Here is a 15,390-nt window from a genome sequence, read left to right on the forward strand (position 1 = left end):
AGGATCAGCCGTACAGGTCGCCCAGATAGACGCGGCGTACTTCCGGATCGTGGATCACCTGGTCGGCGGTGCCTTCGAACAGGACCTCGCCGCCCGACATGATCGAGGCGCGGTCGATGATGTCCAGGGTCTCGCGGACGTTGTGGTCGGTGATCAGCACCCCGATGCCCTCGCCCGCCAGATAGCGGATCACCTGACGGATGTCGGCGATGGCCAGGGGGTCGATGCCGGCGAAAGGTTCGTCCAGCAGCATGAAGGACGGACGGCCCGCCAGCGACCGCGCGATCTCGACCCGGCGCCGCTCGCCGCCCGACAGGCCCGAGGCCGGGGCGTGACGCAGATGGTCGATATGTAGCTCTTCCAGCAGCCGGGTCGTCTCGACCTCAATGCCCTTGCCGCTCTCGCGCAGCTCGACCACGGCCTTGATGTTCTGCTCGACCGTCATGCCGCGGAAGATCGAGGCTTCCTGCGCCAGATAGCCCAGCCCCATCCGTGCGCGCTGGTACATCGGCTGTTTGGTGATGTCCTCGCCGTCCAGCCAGATCGAACCGCTGTCGGCCGGGATCAGGCCGGTGATCATATAGAAGCAGGTGGTCTTGCCGGCGCCGTTGGGGCCCAGCAGGCCCGCGACCTCGCCACGCTGCACTGTCAGGGAGACGTCGCGCACCACCTGCCGCGCGCCGAAGGCCCGGGCGATGTTCTTGACCCTCAGGCCGCGCGTCGGCTCCGCCTCGGGGGCGAGCGTCTGCGCGATCCCGGAGGCGGGATCGTTGACGTTGAGAGCGGAGAGTTCCTTGCGCGCCAAACCGGGCCTTTCAGTCGGAACGGAGCCGAAGGCTCAGTTCGATCCTTGCGGATAGAAGACGCCCTGGATGCGGCCGCCGCCCATTTCGGCCGACTGGGTGCGCACATTATAGGTCAGGCGCGAACCGGTCATGACGCTCTTGCCCTGGGTCAGGATCACGTCGCCGGTCAGGACGATGGTGTCGTTCGACACCGTATAGATGGCGTGGTCAGCGCGGATCGTCTCGGTCGGGGTGACATAATAGACATTGCCGGTCGCCTCGACGCGGGTCAGCTGGTTGTTCGGCGTCGTCGCCGTGACCGTATCGGCGCGCATCCGGTTGCCGCCCTGGGTCAGTTCGGCCCGGCCGCGCAGGCTCAAACCCTCCGGCGTGCGGCTGATCCCGTCCGCCCCGTAGCTGATCGGCGCGTCGGCTGAATTGCCTCTGGCGGCCTGGGCATGGACCGCCTGGGAGGCGAGGGCCAGACCGGCCGCGGCGATCGCGCCGGCGATCCAGGTGATTTTCGTCTTGGTCATCGTGTCATCCAGCCGACCGGGAGGGCATGAGGGTCCCGCGAACCTTGTTTTCGCCGGAGCCGTTGAAGGTCACCCGCTCGCCCTGATCATAGATGGCATAGGACGAAGCGGAAATGGTTCCAAGAGGCCCGTTCCCCTGAACACCCTTGTCCCCGGTCACGACGCCGGTCGCCGTATCGACCACGGCCTCCGGCGTGACCAGGGTGAAGCCCGAACCGCCGTCGGTGATTTTCACATTCGGGCCGATGATGACGGTGCGCTTGACCTCGTCATAAATGCCCGCGTCGGCGGTCATCTGGGTCACCTTGCGGCCGCCGAGATTGAGCCTCAGCACCGGGCCGTTCAGGCGGAAATGGCCGGTGTTCGGGTCGCGCACCGCGCCCGCGGCGCCAATCAGGAACGAGCGGCCCTGCGCGTCCTGGCCATGGAACATGGGGTTGTCGAGCCGGACCTCGCGGCTCTGGGCGGCCTTGCGCTCGACGCCCGAGATCACCGTGCGGAACACCGTCCAGGTAAAGGCGCCGCCGGCCAGGATCACGATCAGGATCGGCAGGAGCCGGCGATACAGCTGAACCCGACGCGAGCGCGCGCGCCATTTGGCCGCGGCCTGGGCCAGACGCGCCTCGTCCTCGGCGCGCCGCGCCTCGACGGCCACCTGATCCGGGGGCGTCCCCTCAGGCATGGGCGAAGATGTCCATCTCTTCCCAGCCCTCGAGATCGAGGCGCGACCGGGTCGGTAGGAAGTCGAAACAGGCCTTCGCCAGTTCGGCGCGGCCTTCGCGGGCCAGCATCATGTCCAGCTTGTCCTTGACCGCGTGCAGATAGAGGACGTCCGAGGCCGCATAGTCGAGCTGGGCCTGGGTCAGGACATCGGCGCCCCAGTCGGACGACTGCTGGGCCTTGGACAGATCCACGCCCGCCAGTTCGCGGGTGACGTCCTTGAGGCCATGCCGGTCCGTATAGGTGCGGGCCAGCTTGGAGGCGATTTTCGTGCAATAGACCGGCCCCGTCTCGACGCCGAGATAGAGCTGCATCATGGCGATGTCGAAACGGCCGAAGTGGAAGATCTTGAGCACGCCCCGGTCGGCCATCAGGGCCTTCAGGTTCGGACAATCATAGGCGGGGCGACGCAGGCGCACGACATGGGCGTCGCCGTCCCCGGCCGACAGCTGGACCACGCACAGCGGATCGCGGTGATAGCGCAGGCCCATCGTCTCCGAATCGACCGCCACCGAGGGGCCGAGGTCGAGGTCGTCGGGCAGGTCGCCTTCATGGAAATAAACGGTCATGCGGGGTTCCTTACACTGGCGATGCCGAAGCCGCCACGTCTGCCCCGCAGCTTTGCTTGACCCGCCGCACAGGCCGTCGCAACCCTTCATCCGGAGTTTAGGGGGACAAGTCGCATGAACCGTATCATGGCGGTGCTGTACGGCGCGGGCGCGCTGTTCATCGGCGGCTTGGCCCTGTCCATCGCGGCCAAGGTGACGGATCCGGGCGGCTGGGTGCTGGTGCTGGTCTTCGCGGGCGTGGCCGCCTTCTTTGTCCGGAGCGCCTGGAAGGACTGGAATGCGCCGGACGACCGAAGCCTGGCCCCGGCTCCGCGACCGGCGCCCTCGCGGGCCGTCGAGCCACTCGCCGAAGCCGTTGGCCTCGAGGACCAGATCGCGGCCCTGGCCGACGCCGGGCTGGTCCTGGCGCCCGGGCGGACGATCGAGGAGCTTCTTCAGTCCTGGGCGCGTGAAGACTACGAAGCCGATCCCTGGAATCTGCTGCTCTTCATGTACGGCAGCGAGGTGGAGGCCGAACCTTGGGGCCGCGCCTTCTGCGAGCGGGGCTGGAATTTCGACATGGAGTGTCTCGAACAGGCCGGCGACTACGCCCGGGCGTTCCAGCAGATCGTCCGCATCACGGGGCAGCCCGGTCTGGTCACCGACCTGTCGGATGATTTCAGCCCCGACGCCGAAACCGCCGTGATCCGATACACAGTGATGGGCCAGGCCCGCACCCTGAAGGCGCGGGTCGACAACGACTGGGCCGATCCCGAGGCGGTGGGGGCCTTTTTCAGGGATCTGGAAGCTGCGGCGAAGGGCGCCTCGCGCTTCTGGGCCGCCGACAACGGCCAGGCTTCGGTCCTGTTCTTCGTCACCAAGGCCGAGGCGGCGAAGATCAACGCCCTGAGCCCCGGCATCCTTCAGCGCTACGTCGATGCCTGAAGTCGGGCCTGAATCAAAAACGGCGCCGCATCTGTCGATGCGACGCCGTTTCGAGAATTGGTGCCCAGGAGAGGACTCGAACCTCCACGACCTTTCGATCACTGGCACCTGAAGCCAGCGCGTCTACCAATTCCGCCACCTGGGCCCCCTTACGTCCGCGCCGCGAAGGCGTTTCCGTCGGGAAGGCGCGGACCTCTACGGGAGCCGGGCGGGCGGGTCAATATGCTTTTGCGACAAGTTTTGCACATCGCGTTCAAACCCTTTGTCCGGCGCGTTGCGATGCAGCGAGACCTGGTCTATCCCGCCAGTCTGAGATTTCGATTGGAGCTTCCCATGTCCGCGTTCAGCCCGGGTCTGGTCACTGTGTTCGGAGGCTCCGGCTTCGTCGGCGCCCAGACCGTCCGCGCCCTGGCGAAAGCCGGCTGGCGGGTGCGGGTCGCCGTGCGCGCCCCCAACATCTCCTATGACCTGCGCCCGCTCGGCGACGTGGGCCAGATCCAGCCGGTGCGCTGCGACATCACCTCGCCCGCGGACGTGGCGGCGGCCCTCAAGGGCGCCAGCGCGGCGGTCAATCTGGTCGGGGTCCTGCACGAGAGCGGCAAACGCACCTTCGAGGCCCTGCACGTCGAGGGCGCCAAAAACGTCGCCGAGGCCTGCGTCGCCGCCGGCGTCACCCGTCTGGTCCAGGTTTCGGCCATCGGCGCCGATGCGAACAGCGCCAGCGACTACGCCCGCACCAAGGCGAAGGGCGAGGCCGCCGTGCGCGGCGTCCTGCCCGGCGCCGTCATCATTCGCCCGTCGATCGTCTTCGGCGCCGGCGACGGCTTCCTGAACCGCTTCGCCTCCCTGGCCGTCATGGCCCCCGCCCTGCCCCTGATCGGCGGCGGTGAGACGAAGCTGCAGCCCGTCTATGTCGGCGATGTCGCCGAGGCCATCGCCCGCGCCACGACCCGCGCCGACGCCGCCGGCCGCACCTTCGAACTGGGCGGCCCGGCCGTCTGGACCCTCGGTGATGTGTTCAAATATATCGTGCGCGAGACCAAGCGCGAACGCGCCCTGATCCCCCTGCCCTTCGGCATCGCCCGGATCATCGGTTCGCTGGCCCAGATCACCGCCGGCTTCGGGATCACGCCCGTCCTCACCAGGGATCAGGTCGTCTCGCTGGAGAGCGACAACCTCGTCGCCCCCGGCGCCGAAGGCCTCGCCGCCCTGGGCATCGAGCCTACCGGCCTGGAAGCCATCGCCCCGGCCTACCTCTGGCGCTACCGCAAGGGCGGCCAGTTCGCCGAAGCCCCGGCCGCCGAGACCCTGGTCACCGCTTAAAGTCCTTCTCCCCTTGCGGGAGAAGGTGGCGCGCGAAGCGCGACGGATGAGGGGTCGGACAGGCCTCTCAGGCCAGCATGCCCATGCCGGAAAACCTGCTCGAAACTAACGCCTTGCGGGCTCACAGCCCCAATCGACCGCGCACGCCTTCGCGCGACCTTACACTGGGCGTCCGCCGGTCTTTGACATCACAAACCCAGACACCCGCCCGGGCGCACGGCTTTGCACTCGAGTGCAAACCGAGTGCAATGTTCAGCCTCGAAAAAAGCCGTTCAGACTCCGCGCCCTGGGCGCGAAACCTGCTACCCGACCTTCAGCCTTGCACTTTTTGCACCCACCTTTTTTCGAGTGCAAAACCCCTTAGACCACCATCCCCATGGTCAGCAGGAACAGGCCGGTCGCGCCGATGGCGATCCGCCACCAGGCGAAGGGGGCGAAGCCGTGTTTCGACACGAAGCTCAGCATCCATTTGATCACGATCAGGCCGCTGACGAAGGACACCACGAAGCCGATGGCGATGATCCAGGCGAAGTGAAGATCGATCGAGTCCTTGGACTTGAGCAGGTCCAGACCGAAGGCCGCGACCATGGTCGGAATGGCCAGGAAGAAGGAGAACTCCGCCGCCGCCGGCTTCTCCAGTCCCAGCACCAGACCGCCCGAGATGGTCGCGCCCGAGCGGGACACGCCGGGAACAAGCGCCAGACACTGGAACAGGCCGATCAGGAAGGACTGGCGCCAGGTCAGGGCCATGGCGTCGCCGGTGTGCGGCTTGGGCGCCCAGCGCTCCAGCACCAGCAGGATCACCCCGCCGATGATCAGGGCCCAGCAGATCGTGCGCAGGTCCTCGAACAGGACCTTGGTGATGAAGTCGTGCAGGAACAGGCCGGCGATGGCCGAGGGAATGAAGGCGATCAGCACGCTGATGGCGAAGCGCCGCGCCGCCGGGTCGGTAGGCAGCCGGATCAGCACGCCCCACAGCCGCTGGAAGTACAGCGCCACCACCGCCAGGATCGCCCCCAGCTGGATCAGCACCACGAAGGCGTTCCAGCGCAGGTCGGTCAGGCCCAGCAGGTGCTGGGTCAGCAAGAGGTGGCCGGTCGAGGAGACGGGCAGGAACTCGGTCAGTCCCTCCACGAGCCCAAGGATGATCGCCGCAATCCAGTCCGCCATATGTATCCCCATGGTCCCGGTGGGAGAGCCTGATCAGGCGCCGGGTCTGGGACCCACATAGCGCAGTCGGGCGGCGATAGGCGAGCCGTCCGTGGCCTGATCCAGCGCATGACCCAGAAGCCCGACCAGACGGCCGATCAGCAGCATGTCCGAGGCGCCGTCGCGGGGCAGGTCCAGACGGCGCGCGACCAGGGCCAGGGCCAGACCCACATTGGCCTTTACGCCCGATGCCGCCTCGCCTTCGCGGACGATGGCGGCCAGATCGGCGGGCAGCTGGGCGGCCGCCAGCAGGGCCTCGGCGCGGGGATCGCCCTCGGGCCAGGCGGCGTCGCCGAAGCCGGGGACGCGACCATCGGTCGCCATACGCCGCTCGGCCGCGCCGCGCGGATCGCGCCGGGCCTCGATGACCCAGGCGATGGTCCGGGCCAGTTCGAAGGCCTTGGGCGAGGCGGTGAAGGTGGCCAGACCCGCAAGGGCCGCCCCCGCCGGAGAGGCCCCGCCGCCCGCCGCCGCCCGGGTGGCGATGACGGCCGGGTTCATGGCGTGGTCCATGATCAGGACCAGGGCCTGCCGGATGATGACGCTGTCGCGCTCCAGCACCTTCCAGCCCCGGCCCAGCCGCTGGTGGAAGAACAGGCGCGGCCCGGGCCCGGCGATGGCGTCGACCACCTCATTGAGCACCGAGGCGGCCTGGGCCTTGACCTGCTCGGGCGTCTTGCCGGCCGTGGAGGCGTCCTCCTCGGCGCGGCGGGCCAGGGAGGCGAACAGCCGGGTCCGGGCCGTGACCCCGCCGGCGCTGTCCAGCCGGGGACCGAGTCCCGCGAACGGGTTGTGCTCGCGCGCGTCCCACAGCAGCCGGGCCGCATCCTCCACGGTCGCCGTCTGCGACAGGGTGATGGCGTCCTGGCCGCGGTAGAAGAGCCGCCCGTCGGACACCAGGCTCAGGGACGACCGGATGAGAGCCTCGCCCCGCGCCGGGGCATGCTCGAAGGGCACGAAGGGCGGCGGCGTCTCGCCGGGCGCCAGCGGCGCGCTCAGTCGGGCGATGTCCCCGGCGTCGTACTGGCTGCGGCGCGGGTTGTCGGGGTCGGGCCGGGCGGCGATCCGGCCGCGGCTGACATAGGCGTACAGCGTCTGGGTCTTGACCCCCAGCCGCTCCAGGGCCTCGCTGCGACCGATCCATCGGCCCGCCGCCTGACCTGTCGCTTCCCCAACCGACGCCATACGCGATCCACGTCCTGCCTGTGGATGAATGCAGCGCTCACCATGCGGCCATTTCGTGACCGGGGCAATAAGGCCAAGCTTGCTGAAACATAAGCCCGCTCTGGATTTGCGCCGTCTGATCGGCGACAAGGCGGGATGACCGACCCGTCCGGCGAAACGCTCCAGTCAACTGTGGACAAGGCGGCGATCACGCGCCGGATCACCCGCCTCTCGGTCGGGGTCGCCATCGCCCTGATCGCGCTCAAGGCCTTCGCCCTCGGCGCCTCGGGATCGGTGTCCATTCTGGCCTCCCTGACTGACTCGACGCTGGACCTGATCGCGTCGCTCGCCACCTTCTACGCCGTGCGCTGGGCCGCAGCCCCGCCCGACGAGGAGCACCGCTACGGCCACGGCAAGGGCGAGGCCATGGCCGCCCTGGTCCAGGCCGGTCTGATCTTCGCCTCCGCCGTCTTCATCGGCTGGGAGGCCCTGCAGCGGATCGTGGACCCGCGCCCGGTCGGCGCCGGAGGCTGGGCCATCGCCGTCATGATCGTCTCCATCGCCCTGACGGCGGGCCTCGTCTGGCTCCAGGGCAGGGCGCTGAAGGAGACCGGGTCCCTCGCCGTCGCCGGCGACCGCAGCCACTACGCCGCCGACCTCGCCGCCAATGTCGTGGTCCTGATCGGCGTCGTCTCCGGGACCTGGTTGAATGCACCGGGCCTCGACGCCGCCGCCGGTCTGGTGGTCGCGATCTGGCTGTTCTGGGGCGCCTTCGGCCTGCTCAAGGACGCCTCGGACCATCTGCTCGACCGGTCGGCGGGCGAGGCCGAACAGCAGGCAGTGACCGCCGCCGTCCTCGCCGATCCGCGCATCACCGGCGTCCATGCCCTGCGCACCCGCATGGCCGGTTCGACCCTGATGGTCCAGATGCACGTCGACATGGACCCCGGCCTGACGCTGGAAGCCGCCCACGCCATCGTCGAGGCCGCCGAGGCCCGCATCCGCGCCGACCTGCCCGACAGCGACATCCTGATCCACGCCGACCCGGCCGGAATCCGCCCGGTGGAACCTCCGGAGCGGCCGGAGGTTGAGACGCCGGTCGAGGGCGGCCAGACCGTCCCGCACACCGGACCTTGGTCATAGAGGGCGGCTGAACCGGGCGCGGTAAACGGCCCGTTAAGAGCGAGGGGGGCATGGAGTCGCGCATGACGGCCGTACTGTTCCATTTCCCCTTCGACCCCGGCTCGCGTTCAGCCCGGCTGGCGCTGGGCGAGGCCCGGATCGAAGTCGAGGAGACCGCGGTGCGCCCGTGGGAGGCCGATTGCCCGGTGCGCGACCTCAATCCGTCCGGCATGCCCCCGGTGCTGCAGACCACCCATCAGGGCCGGCCGCTCACCCTGTGCGAGGCCAACGCCATCATGGGCTGGGTCGAGGACCAGCAGAAGACGCCGCTCCTGATGCCCGCCGACGCAGGCGAGCGCGCCGAAGTCCGCCGCCTGACTACATGGTTCGACCGCCGCTTCACCGACGAGGTCAACGCCATCCTGCTGCACGAGCGGATGGAGAAGCCCCTGCTCCGCCTCGGCCCGCCCGAGGCGCAGGGTCTGCGCGAAGGCCGCGCGGCCCTGCGCGAGCATCTGGTCATGCTGGAAGGTCTGCTGGGCGAGCGCGACTGGCTGGCCGGCCGCCGCATGAGCCAGGCCGATCTGGTCGCCGCCGCCCACGTTTCGGTGCTGGACTACTTCGGCGAGGTGGCCTGGAAGTCCTATCCGCTGCTCAAGACCTGGTACGTGCGGCTCAAGTCCCGCCCCTGCTTCCGGCCCCTGCTGGCGGACCGGTTCCAGGGCCTGGCCCCCGCCCCGCACTACGCCGACCTCGACTTCTGAGGCCCGGCGATCCGTCCCCGCGAGGAGGACGGATCTCAGGGATCAGGCGCGTTCCACGCACATGGCCACGCCCATGCCGCCGCCGATGCAGAGGGTGGCGAGGCCCTTCCTGGCGCCCGAGCGTTTCATCTCAAACAGCAGGGTGGTCAGGATGCGGGCGCCGGAAGCCCCGATCGGGTGGCCGATGGCGATGGCGCCGCCGTTGACGTTGACCTTCGACGCATCGAGGCCGAGCTCCTTGAGCACGCACAGGCTTTGGGCCGCGAAGGCCTCGTTGGACTCGACCAGATCGAGGTCGGCGACGGTCCAGCCGGCCTTCTCCAGCGCCTTCTTCGAGGCGGGGATCGGACCCGTGCCCATGACCGCCGGATCGACGCCGGCCGTAGCCCAGGACGCGATACGGGCCAGAGGCTCGAGGCCCCGCGCCTTCGCATCCTCGGCCGACATCAGCACCAGGGCGGCGGCGCCGTCGTTCAGGCCCGAGGCGTTGGCGGCGGTGACGGTCCCATCCTTGGTGAAGGCGGGCTTCAGCTTCTCCATGGCCTCCAGCGTCGCGCCGTGGCGGATGTACTCGTCCTGATCGACGACGGTGTCGCCCTTGCGGCCCGGGATCACGACCGGGACGATCTCTTCGGCGAACCGGCCGGCCTTCTGGGCCGCCTCGGCCTTGTTCTGGGAGGCGACGGCGAACTCGTCCTGCGCGAGGCGGCTGATGTGGGCCTCGGCGGCGATGTTCTCGGCTGTCTGGCCCATGTGATAGCCGTTGAAGGCGTCCCACAGGCCGTCCTTGATCATGGTGTCGACCAGGGCGATGTCGCCCATCTTCTGGCCGGTGCGCAGGTGCTGGGCGTGCGGCGCCTGGCTCATGCTCTCCTGACCGCCGGCGACGATGATCTTCGCATCGCCGAGGGCGATCTGCTGGGCGCCGATGGCGACAGCGCGCAGGCCCGAGCCGCAGATCTGGTTCAGGCTCCAGGCCGGGGTCTCCTTCGGCACGCCCGCGCCCATCGAGGCCTGACGGGCCGGGCCCTGACCGGCGGCGGCCTGAAGCACATGGCCGAGGATGACCTCGTCGACCTCGGCGCCCGAGACGGCCGCCCGCTCCAGCGCCGCCTTGATGGCGATCTCGCCCAGCTTCGAGGCCGGCAGGCTCGACAGGCCGCCGAGGAAGGACCCGACGGGGGTGCGGGCGGCGGAGACGATGACGACGTCGGAAACAGCGGAGGCCATGTTTATTCACTCACTGCGGAAATATTGCGTGGCGTTTCTGCCGCATCCCGGGGCTTTCGTCACGCCCCATACGCCGGATTCAGCGGATGGTCATCGTGTCGCGTCCAGATGGAGGGAACGAACCGAACGGTCGTGGGCTTGATGGGGCCATGAAGATGCGTTTGCGATCCGTGTTTACCCATGTCTGCACGCCTGACGCGCTGGACATGATCGACCACTACCAGACGCGCGCCGAGCGTCTGGCGGACCTCTGGGTCCATGTGACGGGCCTGTCTCTGGCCGGCGTCGGCGGCATCGTTCTGGCGGGTCTCGCGGCGATCTACGGCGGGCCGGGAACGATCATCGCCACGGCTGTCTACGCCGTCTGTCTGATCGCCATGCTGTCGGTCTCGACCATCTACAACTGGACCAATCCCTGCGCCGCCCGGCCCGTGCTGCGGCGGATGGACGAGGCGGCCATCTTCCTGATGATCGCCGGCTCCTACACCCCCTTCACGACCCAGAGGTTCGAGGGGATGTGGTCGATCGGATTCACCCTGGCGGTCTGGCTGATCGCCGGCGCCGGTGTCGCGACCAAGCTGGTCGCGCCCCGCATCTCCGACGCCTTCTGGAGCGGGGTCTATGTCCTGTTCGGCTGGCTGGCGGTCCTGGCCCTCAAGCCGATGCTGGAGACAGTGCATCCGGTCGCCCTGGGCCTGCTGGTGCTGGGCGGGCTGATCTATACCGCCGGGGTCTTCGTCTTCATCAGCCCCCGCCTGAAATACCGCCGTGCGATCTGGCACGGCTTCGTCGTCGCCGGGGCCGGTGTGCACTGGGTCGCGGTGCTGCTGGGCGTCGTCCTCGCACCCCAGATGGCCTAACCGACTGTCAGGCCTGAGTATTCCGGTCTTGTGCAGCGCCAAATATTGCACTGGCGTCCGTCTTCGCACTGCGGGATACTGACGAAAAGATAAAGGGAGTTGATTGGCGTGGCCGACGATAAACCCCAGTCGGGGAAGACCAGGGCAGGCGACGTGGTCGTCATCAAAAAATATGCGAACCGCCGTCTCTACAACACCTCAACCAGCGCCTATGTGACGCTCGAGGACCTGGCCAAGATGGTCCGGGACGGGGTCGAGTTTGTGGTGTTCGACGCCAAGACCAATGAGGAGCTGACGCGTCAGATCCTCACCCAGATCATCTTCGAGGAAGAGAGCCGCGGCGAGGCCCTGCTGCCCGTCCAGTTCCTGCGCCAGCTGATCGGTTTCTACGGCGGCCAGATGCAGGGCGTCCTGCCCTCGTACCTGGAGATGTCGCTCGAGAACTTCTCGCGCCAGCAGGAGCAGTACCGCGCCCAGGTGGCCAAGGCCTTCTCCGGCGGCCCGACCGGCAACCTGATGGAGGAGGCGGTCAAGCAGAACATGGCCATCTTCCAGAACGCCATGAAGATGTTCCCGGCCTTCAGCGGCGCCTATGGCGCGCGGGCCGAGCCGGAAGCGCCGAAGGCGGCGCCGGAAGCCGCGTCCGAGGCCGCTCCGGAAGCCGCCAACGACCCCCTGGCCGAGATGCGCCGCCAGATGGACGAGATGCGCGCCCAGATCGAACGTATCTCCACGCCTCCGAAGGCGTCCAAGGGTGCCAAGGGCGAATGAGCAGCCGCGTCCCTCCTGTCGGGCCGGTCAGCGGCGTCGGGGGCGGCGCGGTGACCCCCGCCGTCACCCGGACCAGCAACGAGGACCGACGCGGACAGGAGCGCCGCTCGGCCGACCGGCGGGCGAAGAAGGAAAGCGCCTCGCGCGATCTGGTCCCGGTCGGCAAGGCCGTTCACCATGACCCGGCAGGCCCTGCCGCCTCAAAAGCGGCGATGACCGAAGCCCAGGCCGCCGCGGCCGGCTTCGCCGCCCAGATGCTGGGCCAGGGCGGCCAGAGAAACGGCATCAAGGGCGGCCCGCCGGTCATGGACAAGGCCCGCTCCGCCTACCTCGGCGCGGAATATGCGGGCGGGAAGGATCGCCGCCCGCCGGTCGGGACGACCAAGCGCACCGACATCTGAGGCGCGGAACCCCAATCTGGCGCGCGGTTTGCAGTGAGGACGGACATCTGTCCCGATCCTGCGGTCCGCGCCCATGTCCCTCGCTGTCAGCTCCGCCTTCCGCGCCTTCGACGTGATCGTCGTCGCCCTGATCTTCGCGGCCCTGCTCTAGAACCTGTCGCGGAATTCACTGGTCGGGGAGCCCCGACCAAGGATCAATGCGGGTCTGGAGACCGCGCATGATCCGAACATTTGCCTTCCTTGCCGCCGTCGCGCTCGCTGCGCCTGCCCTTGCGCAGACCGCTGATCCCGCCCCTGTCATCGCCGCCGAGCGGGCCTTCGCGGCGGACGGACTGGCCACCGGCGTCGACGCCTCCTTCCTCAAATGGTCCGCGCCCGAGGCGGTGATGATCAGTGGCGAGGGGCCGAAGCTCGCTCATGAGATCCTCGATCCGAACGCCGTCTTCGATCCGGCGGCGCCGTCGCTGGTCTGGTGGCCCAACTGGGCCGGAATCTCGATGTCAGGCGATCTGGGCTTCACCACTGGAGGGGTCGAGGTCGGCGGCCGCCGCACGGGTCACTATTTCACGATCTGGAAGAAGCAGGCCGACGGCTCGTGGAAGTGGGTCTATGACGGCGGTTCGGGCGCGACGGCCGCCGATGTCCCGGGCCCCGACACCGAGCCGGCCATCCTGCCCACGATGACGGAGGGCACGGAACCGGCTGGCCGCGCCATGCTCAACGTCGCGATGCTGGAATCCTTCCTGGCCCGCGGCGCCAGGAAGGATCAGAAGCGCGCGCATCTGTTTTTCCTCGCCGACAACGCCCGCCTCTATGTCGCGCCCCGTCCGCCCGCCATCGGCCGCGCGGCCTTCGCCGAGGCGCTGGACGCCTGGCCCGAGACCTTCATCTTCGGTCCGCCTGACAACGGAGGATGGTCCGACGCCGGAGACATGGCCTGGACCTATGGCACGGCCGACTGGACCCGCGACGGCCAGGACCGTCACGGCTGGTATGTGCACCTCTGGCAGAAGCAGGCGGGAGGCTGGGCCATCGTTCTGGCGCAGCTGATCCCCGCCCCTGTCGCCCCTGCGACGCCGCCCGCGACTCCGGCGCCCCCTCCCGCAAGCTGAACCGACGCCCTATCTGAGCGGCATGACCGATCTGTCCCCCCGCGAAATCGTTTCCGAACTCGACCGCTTCATCGTCGGACAGCACGACGCCAAGCGCGCCGTCGCCGTGGCCCTGCGCAACCGCTGGCGGCGCAAGCGCGTGCCCGCCGACCTGCGCGACGAGGTGACGCCCAAGAACATCCTGATGATCGGCCCGACCGGGGTCGGCAAGACCGAGATCGCCCGGCGTCTGGCCCGGCTGGCAGGCAGCCCCTTCCTGAAGGTCGAGGCGACCAAATTCACCGAGGTCGGCTATGTCGGCCGCGACGTCGACCAGATCATGCGCGACCTGGTCGAGGCGGCCCTGATCATGGTGCGCGACACGCGCCGCGCGGGCGTACGCGCCAAGGCCGAGGCGGCGGCCGAGGAGCGGATTCTCGACGCCCTGGTCGGTCCCGGCTCGGGCCCGGCGACGCGCGACAGCTTCCGCAAGAAGCTCCGCGCCGGCGAGATGGACGACAAGGAGATCACCCTCGATCTTGCCGACACGGCCTCGCCGATGCAGGGCATGGGCTTTCCGGACTCCGGGGGCGCAGGCGGCATCGGGATGATCAATCTGTCCGAGATGCTCGGCAAGATGGGCGGGCCGCGGACGAAATCGGTCCACACCACGGTGAAGGAGGCCCTGACACCCCTGATCACCGAGGAGAGCGACAAGCTGCTGGATCAGGACAGCCTGACCCGCGACGCCGTCACCCTGGCTGAACAGGAGGGGATCGTCTTCCTCGACGAGATCGACAAGGTGGCGGGCCGTCAGGATCGCGGCGGCGCCGACGTCAGCCGCGAAGGCGTGCAGCGCGACCTTCTGCCCCTGATCGAGGGCACCACCGTCTCGACCAAATACGGGCCGGTGAAGACCGACCATGTGCTGTTCATCGCCTCGGGCGCCTTCCATGTCGCCAAGCCCTCGGACCTGCTGCCCGAGTTACAGGGGCGGCTGCCGATCCGGGTCGAGCTGAAGGCCCTGACGCGCGACGATTTCGTGCGCATCCTGACAGAGCCAGAGGCCAATCTGATCCGTCAGAACCAGGCCCTGCTGGCGACCGAAGAGGTGACGCTCAACTTCACCCCCGACGCCATCGAGGCCATGGCCGATGCGGCGGTGGCGGCCAACGGCCAGGTCGAGAACATCGGCGCGCGGCGTCTGGTCACGGTGATCGAACGGGTGCTGGAAGAGACGTCGTTCAAGGCCTCGGACCTGTCCGGCCAGACCCTCACCTTCGACGGGGATCAGGTACGCGAGAAGGTCGGCGACCTGGCGAAGAACGCCGACCTGAGCCGGTACATCCTCTAGCCAATTGTAACTCACGCGCCTGTGTCCGGCGGCTGACAGTTCGCGATTGACGCTCGGGGCTGACCCGCTCCAGCTTGGCAAGGCCCGACAGGGCCGTGAAATCAGGGAGACGCCCCGTGGCGCACAAGTTCGAAGTCTACAAGGACAAGGCCGGCGAGTTCCGCGTCCGGTTCAAGTTCAACTCCGAGGTCATCTTCTCGACCGAGGGCTATTCCGACAAGTCGGGCGCCAAGCGGGCGATCGAGTCGATCAAGAAGCACGTGCCCGACGCGGAAACCGTCGAGATCGAATAGTCCGCCGGCACGGCGTGACCGACAGAGGCCCCGCGGTTCGTCCGCGGGGCCTTTTTCATTACGCCCGCCTTATGCGCCGGGCCGCTTTCGCAATGGCGCGCTTACGGGGGTCGGGAGTGATATCCGCGCGAAAGGACATCTTCCCATGTCGCGCAAGAAATCCACCTCGCCGGAGCCTTCCCCATGGAGCAGCTGGCGAGCGGCCCTGACCGTTCTGGGCGCCGCCTTTGGGGCCGCGCCACGCTCTGGATCAGCGTCAGCCGAGCCGGTCAGC

General features: G+C 68.4%; 17 protein-coding genes and 1 tRNA gene. 10 read left to right on the plus strand and 8 right to left on the minus strand.

Annotated elements, in window-relative coordinates; all coding sequences use genetic code 11:
* Positions 1-4: 4 nt before the first annotated feature.
* Genes lptB through AC07U0_RS08745 form a run of 4 tightly spaced genes read right to left on the minus strand, consistent with a single transcriptional unit; the run spans position 5 to position 2,610 of the window.
* The gene (gene lptB, locus AC07U0_RS08730) at positions 5-805 is read right to left on the minus strand and encodes an LPS export ABC transporter ATP-binding protein (RefSeq protein ID WP_494719635.1); all 801 of its coding nucleotides are present in this window, start codon (positions 803-805) and stop codon (positions 5-7) included.
* Between the two features lie 33 nt (positions 806-838).
* A complete protein-coding gene (locus AC07U0_RS08735; protein WP_494719636.1) occupies positions 839-1,321 on the minus strand; it encodes an LptA/OstA family protein in 483 nt (160 codons plus the stop codon).
* Between the two features lie 4 nt (positions 1,322-1,325).
* Entirely contained in the window at positions 1,326-2,003 is a 678-nt protein-coding gene (gene lptC / locus AC07U0_RS08740; protein ID WP_494719637.1) for an LPS export ABC transporter periplasmic protein LptC, read from the minus strand.
* The gene (locus AC07U0_RS08745; protein ID WP_494719638.1) at positions 1,996-2,610 is read right to left on the minus strand and encodes a ribonuclease D; all 615 of its coding nucleotides are present in this window, start codon (positions 2,608-2,610) and stop codon (positions 1,996-1,998) included. The genes lptC and AC07U0_RS08745 overlap by 8 nt, the downstream gene beginning before the upstream one ends.
* A gap of 114 nt (positions 2,611-2,724) precedes the next feature.
* Here AC07U0_RS08745 and AC07U0_RS08750 point away from each other — a divergent pair, with 114 nt between their 5' ends.
* A complete protein-coding gene (locus tag AC07U0_RS08750; RefSeq protein ID WP_494719639.1) occupies positions 2,725-3,534 on the plus strand; it encodes a hypothetical protein in 810 nt (269 codons plus the stop codon).
* A 58-nt stretch (positions 3,535-3,592) separates the two neighbouring features.
* Here the strand turns inward: AC07U0_RS08750 and AC07U0_RS08755 are convergent.
* A tRNA-Leu gene (locus tag AC07U0_RS08755) sits at positions 3,593-3,679 on the minus strand.
* 188 nt (positions 3,680-3,867) lie between these two features.
* Here AC07U0_RS08755 and AC07U0_RS08760 point away from each other — a divergent pair.
* On the plus strand, positions 3,868-4,857 hold the full coding sequence (locus tag AC07U0_RS08760; protein ID WP_494719640.1) for a complex I NDUFA9 subunit family protein: 990 nt from the start codon (positions 3,868-3,870) through the stop codon (positions 4,855-4,857).
* A gap of 360 nt (positions 4,858-5,217) precedes the next feature.
* On the opposite strand, the gene AC07U0_RS08765 is transcribed toward AC07U0_RS08760, so the two are convergent.
* Both AC07U0_RS08765 and AC07U0_RS08770 read right to left on the minus strand, forming a co-directional pair.
* The gene (locus AC07U0_RS08765; protein WP_494719641.1) at positions 5,218-6,027 is read right to left on the minus strand and encodes an undecaprenyl-diphosphate phosphatase; all 810 of its coding nucleotides are present in this window, start codon (positions 6,025-6,027) and stop codon (positions 5,218-5,220) included.
* A 33-nt stretch (positions 6,028-6,060) separates the two neighbouring features.
* A complete protein-coding gene (locus AC07U0_RS08770) occupies positions 6,061-7,251 on the minus strand; it encodes a citrate/2-methylcitrate synthase (protein WP_494719642.1) in 1,191 nt (396 codons plus the stop codon).
* A 135-nt stretch (positions 7,252-7,386) separates the two neighbouring features.
* Between AC07U0_RS08770 and AC07U0_RS08775 the strand changes: the two genes are divergently transcribed.
* A complete protein-coding gene (locus AC07U0_RS08775; protein WP_494719643.1) occupies positions 7,387-8,373 on the plus strand; it encodes a cation diffusion facilitator family transporter in 987 nt (328 codons plus the stop codon).
* A 62-nt stretch (positions 8,374-8,435) separates the two neighbouring features.
* Positions 8,436-9,116: an FtsZ-binding protein FzlA gene (gene fzlA / locus AC07U0_RS08780; RefSeq protein ID WP_494719644.1), complete on the plus strand. Its 681-nt coding sequence runs from the start codon at positions 8,436-8,438 to the stop codon at positions 9,114-9,116.
* 42 nt (positions 9,117-9,158) lie between these two features.
* Here fzlA and AC07U0_RS08785 read toward each other — a convergent pair whose 3' ends face one another.
* The gene (locus tag AC07U0_RS08785) at positions 9,159-10,346 is read right to left on the minus strand and encodes an acetyl-CoA C-acetyltransferase (RefSeq protein WP_494719645.1); all 1,188 of its coding nucleotides are present in this window, start codon (positions 10,344-10,346) and stop codon (positions 9,159-9,161) included.
* 155 nt (positions 10,347-10,501) lie between these two features.
* Between AC07U0_RS08785 and trhA the strand changes: the two genes are divergently transcribed.
* The 6 genes from trhA to AC07U0_RS08815 all read left to right on the plus strand — a co-directional run bounded on the left by trhA (position 10,502) and on the right by AC07U0_RS08815 (position 15,116).
* The gene (gene trhA, locus AC07U0_RS08790) at positions 10,502-11,206 is read left to right on the plus strand and encodes a PAQR family membrane homeostasis protein TrhA (protein WP_494719646.1); all 705 of its coding nucleotides are present in this window, start codon (positions 10,502-10,504) and stop codon (positions 11,204-11,206) included.
* A gap of 108 nt (positions 11,207-11,314) precedes the next feature.
* The gene (gene phaR, locus AC07U0_RS08795) at positions 11,315-11,977 is read left to right on the plus strand and encodes a polyhydroxyalkanoate synthesis repressor PhaR (protein ID WP_494719647.1); all 663 of its coding nucleotides are present in this window, start codon (positions 11,315-11,317) and stop codon (positions 11,975-11,977) included.
* Positions 11,974-12,378, plus strand: a complete 405-nt coding sequence (locus AC07U0_RS08800) for a hypothetical protein (protein ID WP_494719648.1) — start codon at positions 11,974-11,976, stop codon at positions 12,376-12,378. Before phaR ends, AC07U0_RS08800 begins: the two co-directional genes overlap by 4 nt.
* 218 nt (positions 12,379-12,596) lie before the next feature.
* Positions 12,597-13,490, plus strand: a complete 894-nt coding sequence (locus AC07U0_RS08805) for a DUF4440 domain-containing protein (RefSeq protein ID WP_494719649.1) — start codon at positions 12,597-12,599, stop codon at positions 13,488-13,490.
* A 22-nt stretch (positions 13,491-13,512) separates the two neighbouring features.
* Positions 13,513-14,823 (plus strand): ATP-dependent protease ATPase subunit HslU, encoded by a 1,311-nt coding sequence (gene hslU / locus AC07U0_RS08810; protein ID WP_494719650.1) that lies wholly within the window; start codon positions 13,513-13,515, stop codon positions 14,821-14,823.
* Positions 14,824-14,939: 116 nt separating this feature from the next.
* The gene (locus AC07U0_RS08815) at positions 14,940-15,116 is read left to right on the plus strand and encodes a YegP family protein (protein ID WP_492948558.1); all 177 of its coding nucleotides are present in this window, start codon (positions 14,940-14,942) and stop codon (positions 15,114-15,116) included.
* Positions 15,117-15,390 lie beyond the last annotated feature (274 nt).

The organism is Brevundimonas sp. GW821-FHT02A10 (assembly GCF_059422025.1).

Coding starts and splice junctions, on each gene's coding strand:
- trhA (WP_494719646.1), top strand. CDS start 10,502: ATGCGTTTGCGATCCGTGTTTACCCATGTCTGCACGCCTGACGCGCTG.
- lptC (WP_494719637.1), bottom strand. CDS start 2,003: ATGCCTGAGGGGACGCCCCCGGATCAGGTGGCCGTCGAGGCGCGGCGC.
- AC07U0_RS08765 (WP_494719641.1), bottom strand. CDS start 6,027: ATGGCGGACTGGATTGCGGCGATCATCCTTGGGCTCGTGGAGGGACTG.
- AC07U0_RS08735 (WP_494719636.1), bottom strand. CDS start 1,321: ATGACCAAGACGAAAATCACCTGGATCGCCGGCGCGATCGCCGCGGCC.
- AC07U0_RS08785 (WP_494719645.1), bottom strand. CDS start 10,346: ATGGCCTCCGCTGTTTCCGACGTCGTCATCGTCTCCGCCGCCCGCACC.
- AC07U0_RS08750 (WP_494719639.1), top strand. CDS start 2,725: ATGAACCGTATCATGGCGGTGCTGTACGGCGCGGGCGCGCTGTTCATC.
- AC07U0_RS08745 (WP_494719638.1), bottom strand. CDS start 2,610: ATGACCGTTTATTTCCATGAAGGCGACCTGCCCGACGACCTCGACCTC.
- AC07U0_RS08770 (WP_494719642.1), bottom strand. CDS start 7,251: ATGGCGTCGGTTGGGGAAGCGACAGGTCAGGCGGCGGGCCGATGGATC.
- AC07U0_RS08800 (WP_494719648.1), top strand. CDS start 11,974: ATGAGCAGCCGCGTCCCTCCTGTCGGGCCGGTCAGCGGCGTCGGGGGC.
- hslU (WP_494719650.1), top strand. CDS start 13,513: ATGACCGATCTGTCCCCCCGCGAAATCGTTTCCGAACTCGACCGCTTC.
- fzlA (WP_494719644.1), top strand. CDS start 8,436: ATGACGGCCGTACTGTTCCATTTCCCCTTCGACCCCGGCTCGCGTTCA.
- AC07U0_RS08760 (WP_494719640.1), top strand. CDS start 3,868: ATGTCCGCGTTCAGCCCGGGTCTGGTCACTGTGTTCGGAGGCTCCGGC.
- AC07U0_RS08805 (WP_494719649.1), top strand. CDS start 12,597: ATGATCCGAACATTTGCCTTCCTTGCCGCCGTCGCGCTCGCTGCGCCT.
- AC07U0_RS08775 (WP_494719643.1), top strand. CDS start 7,387: ATGACCGACCCGTCCGGCGAAACGCTCCAGTCAACTGTGGACAAGGCG.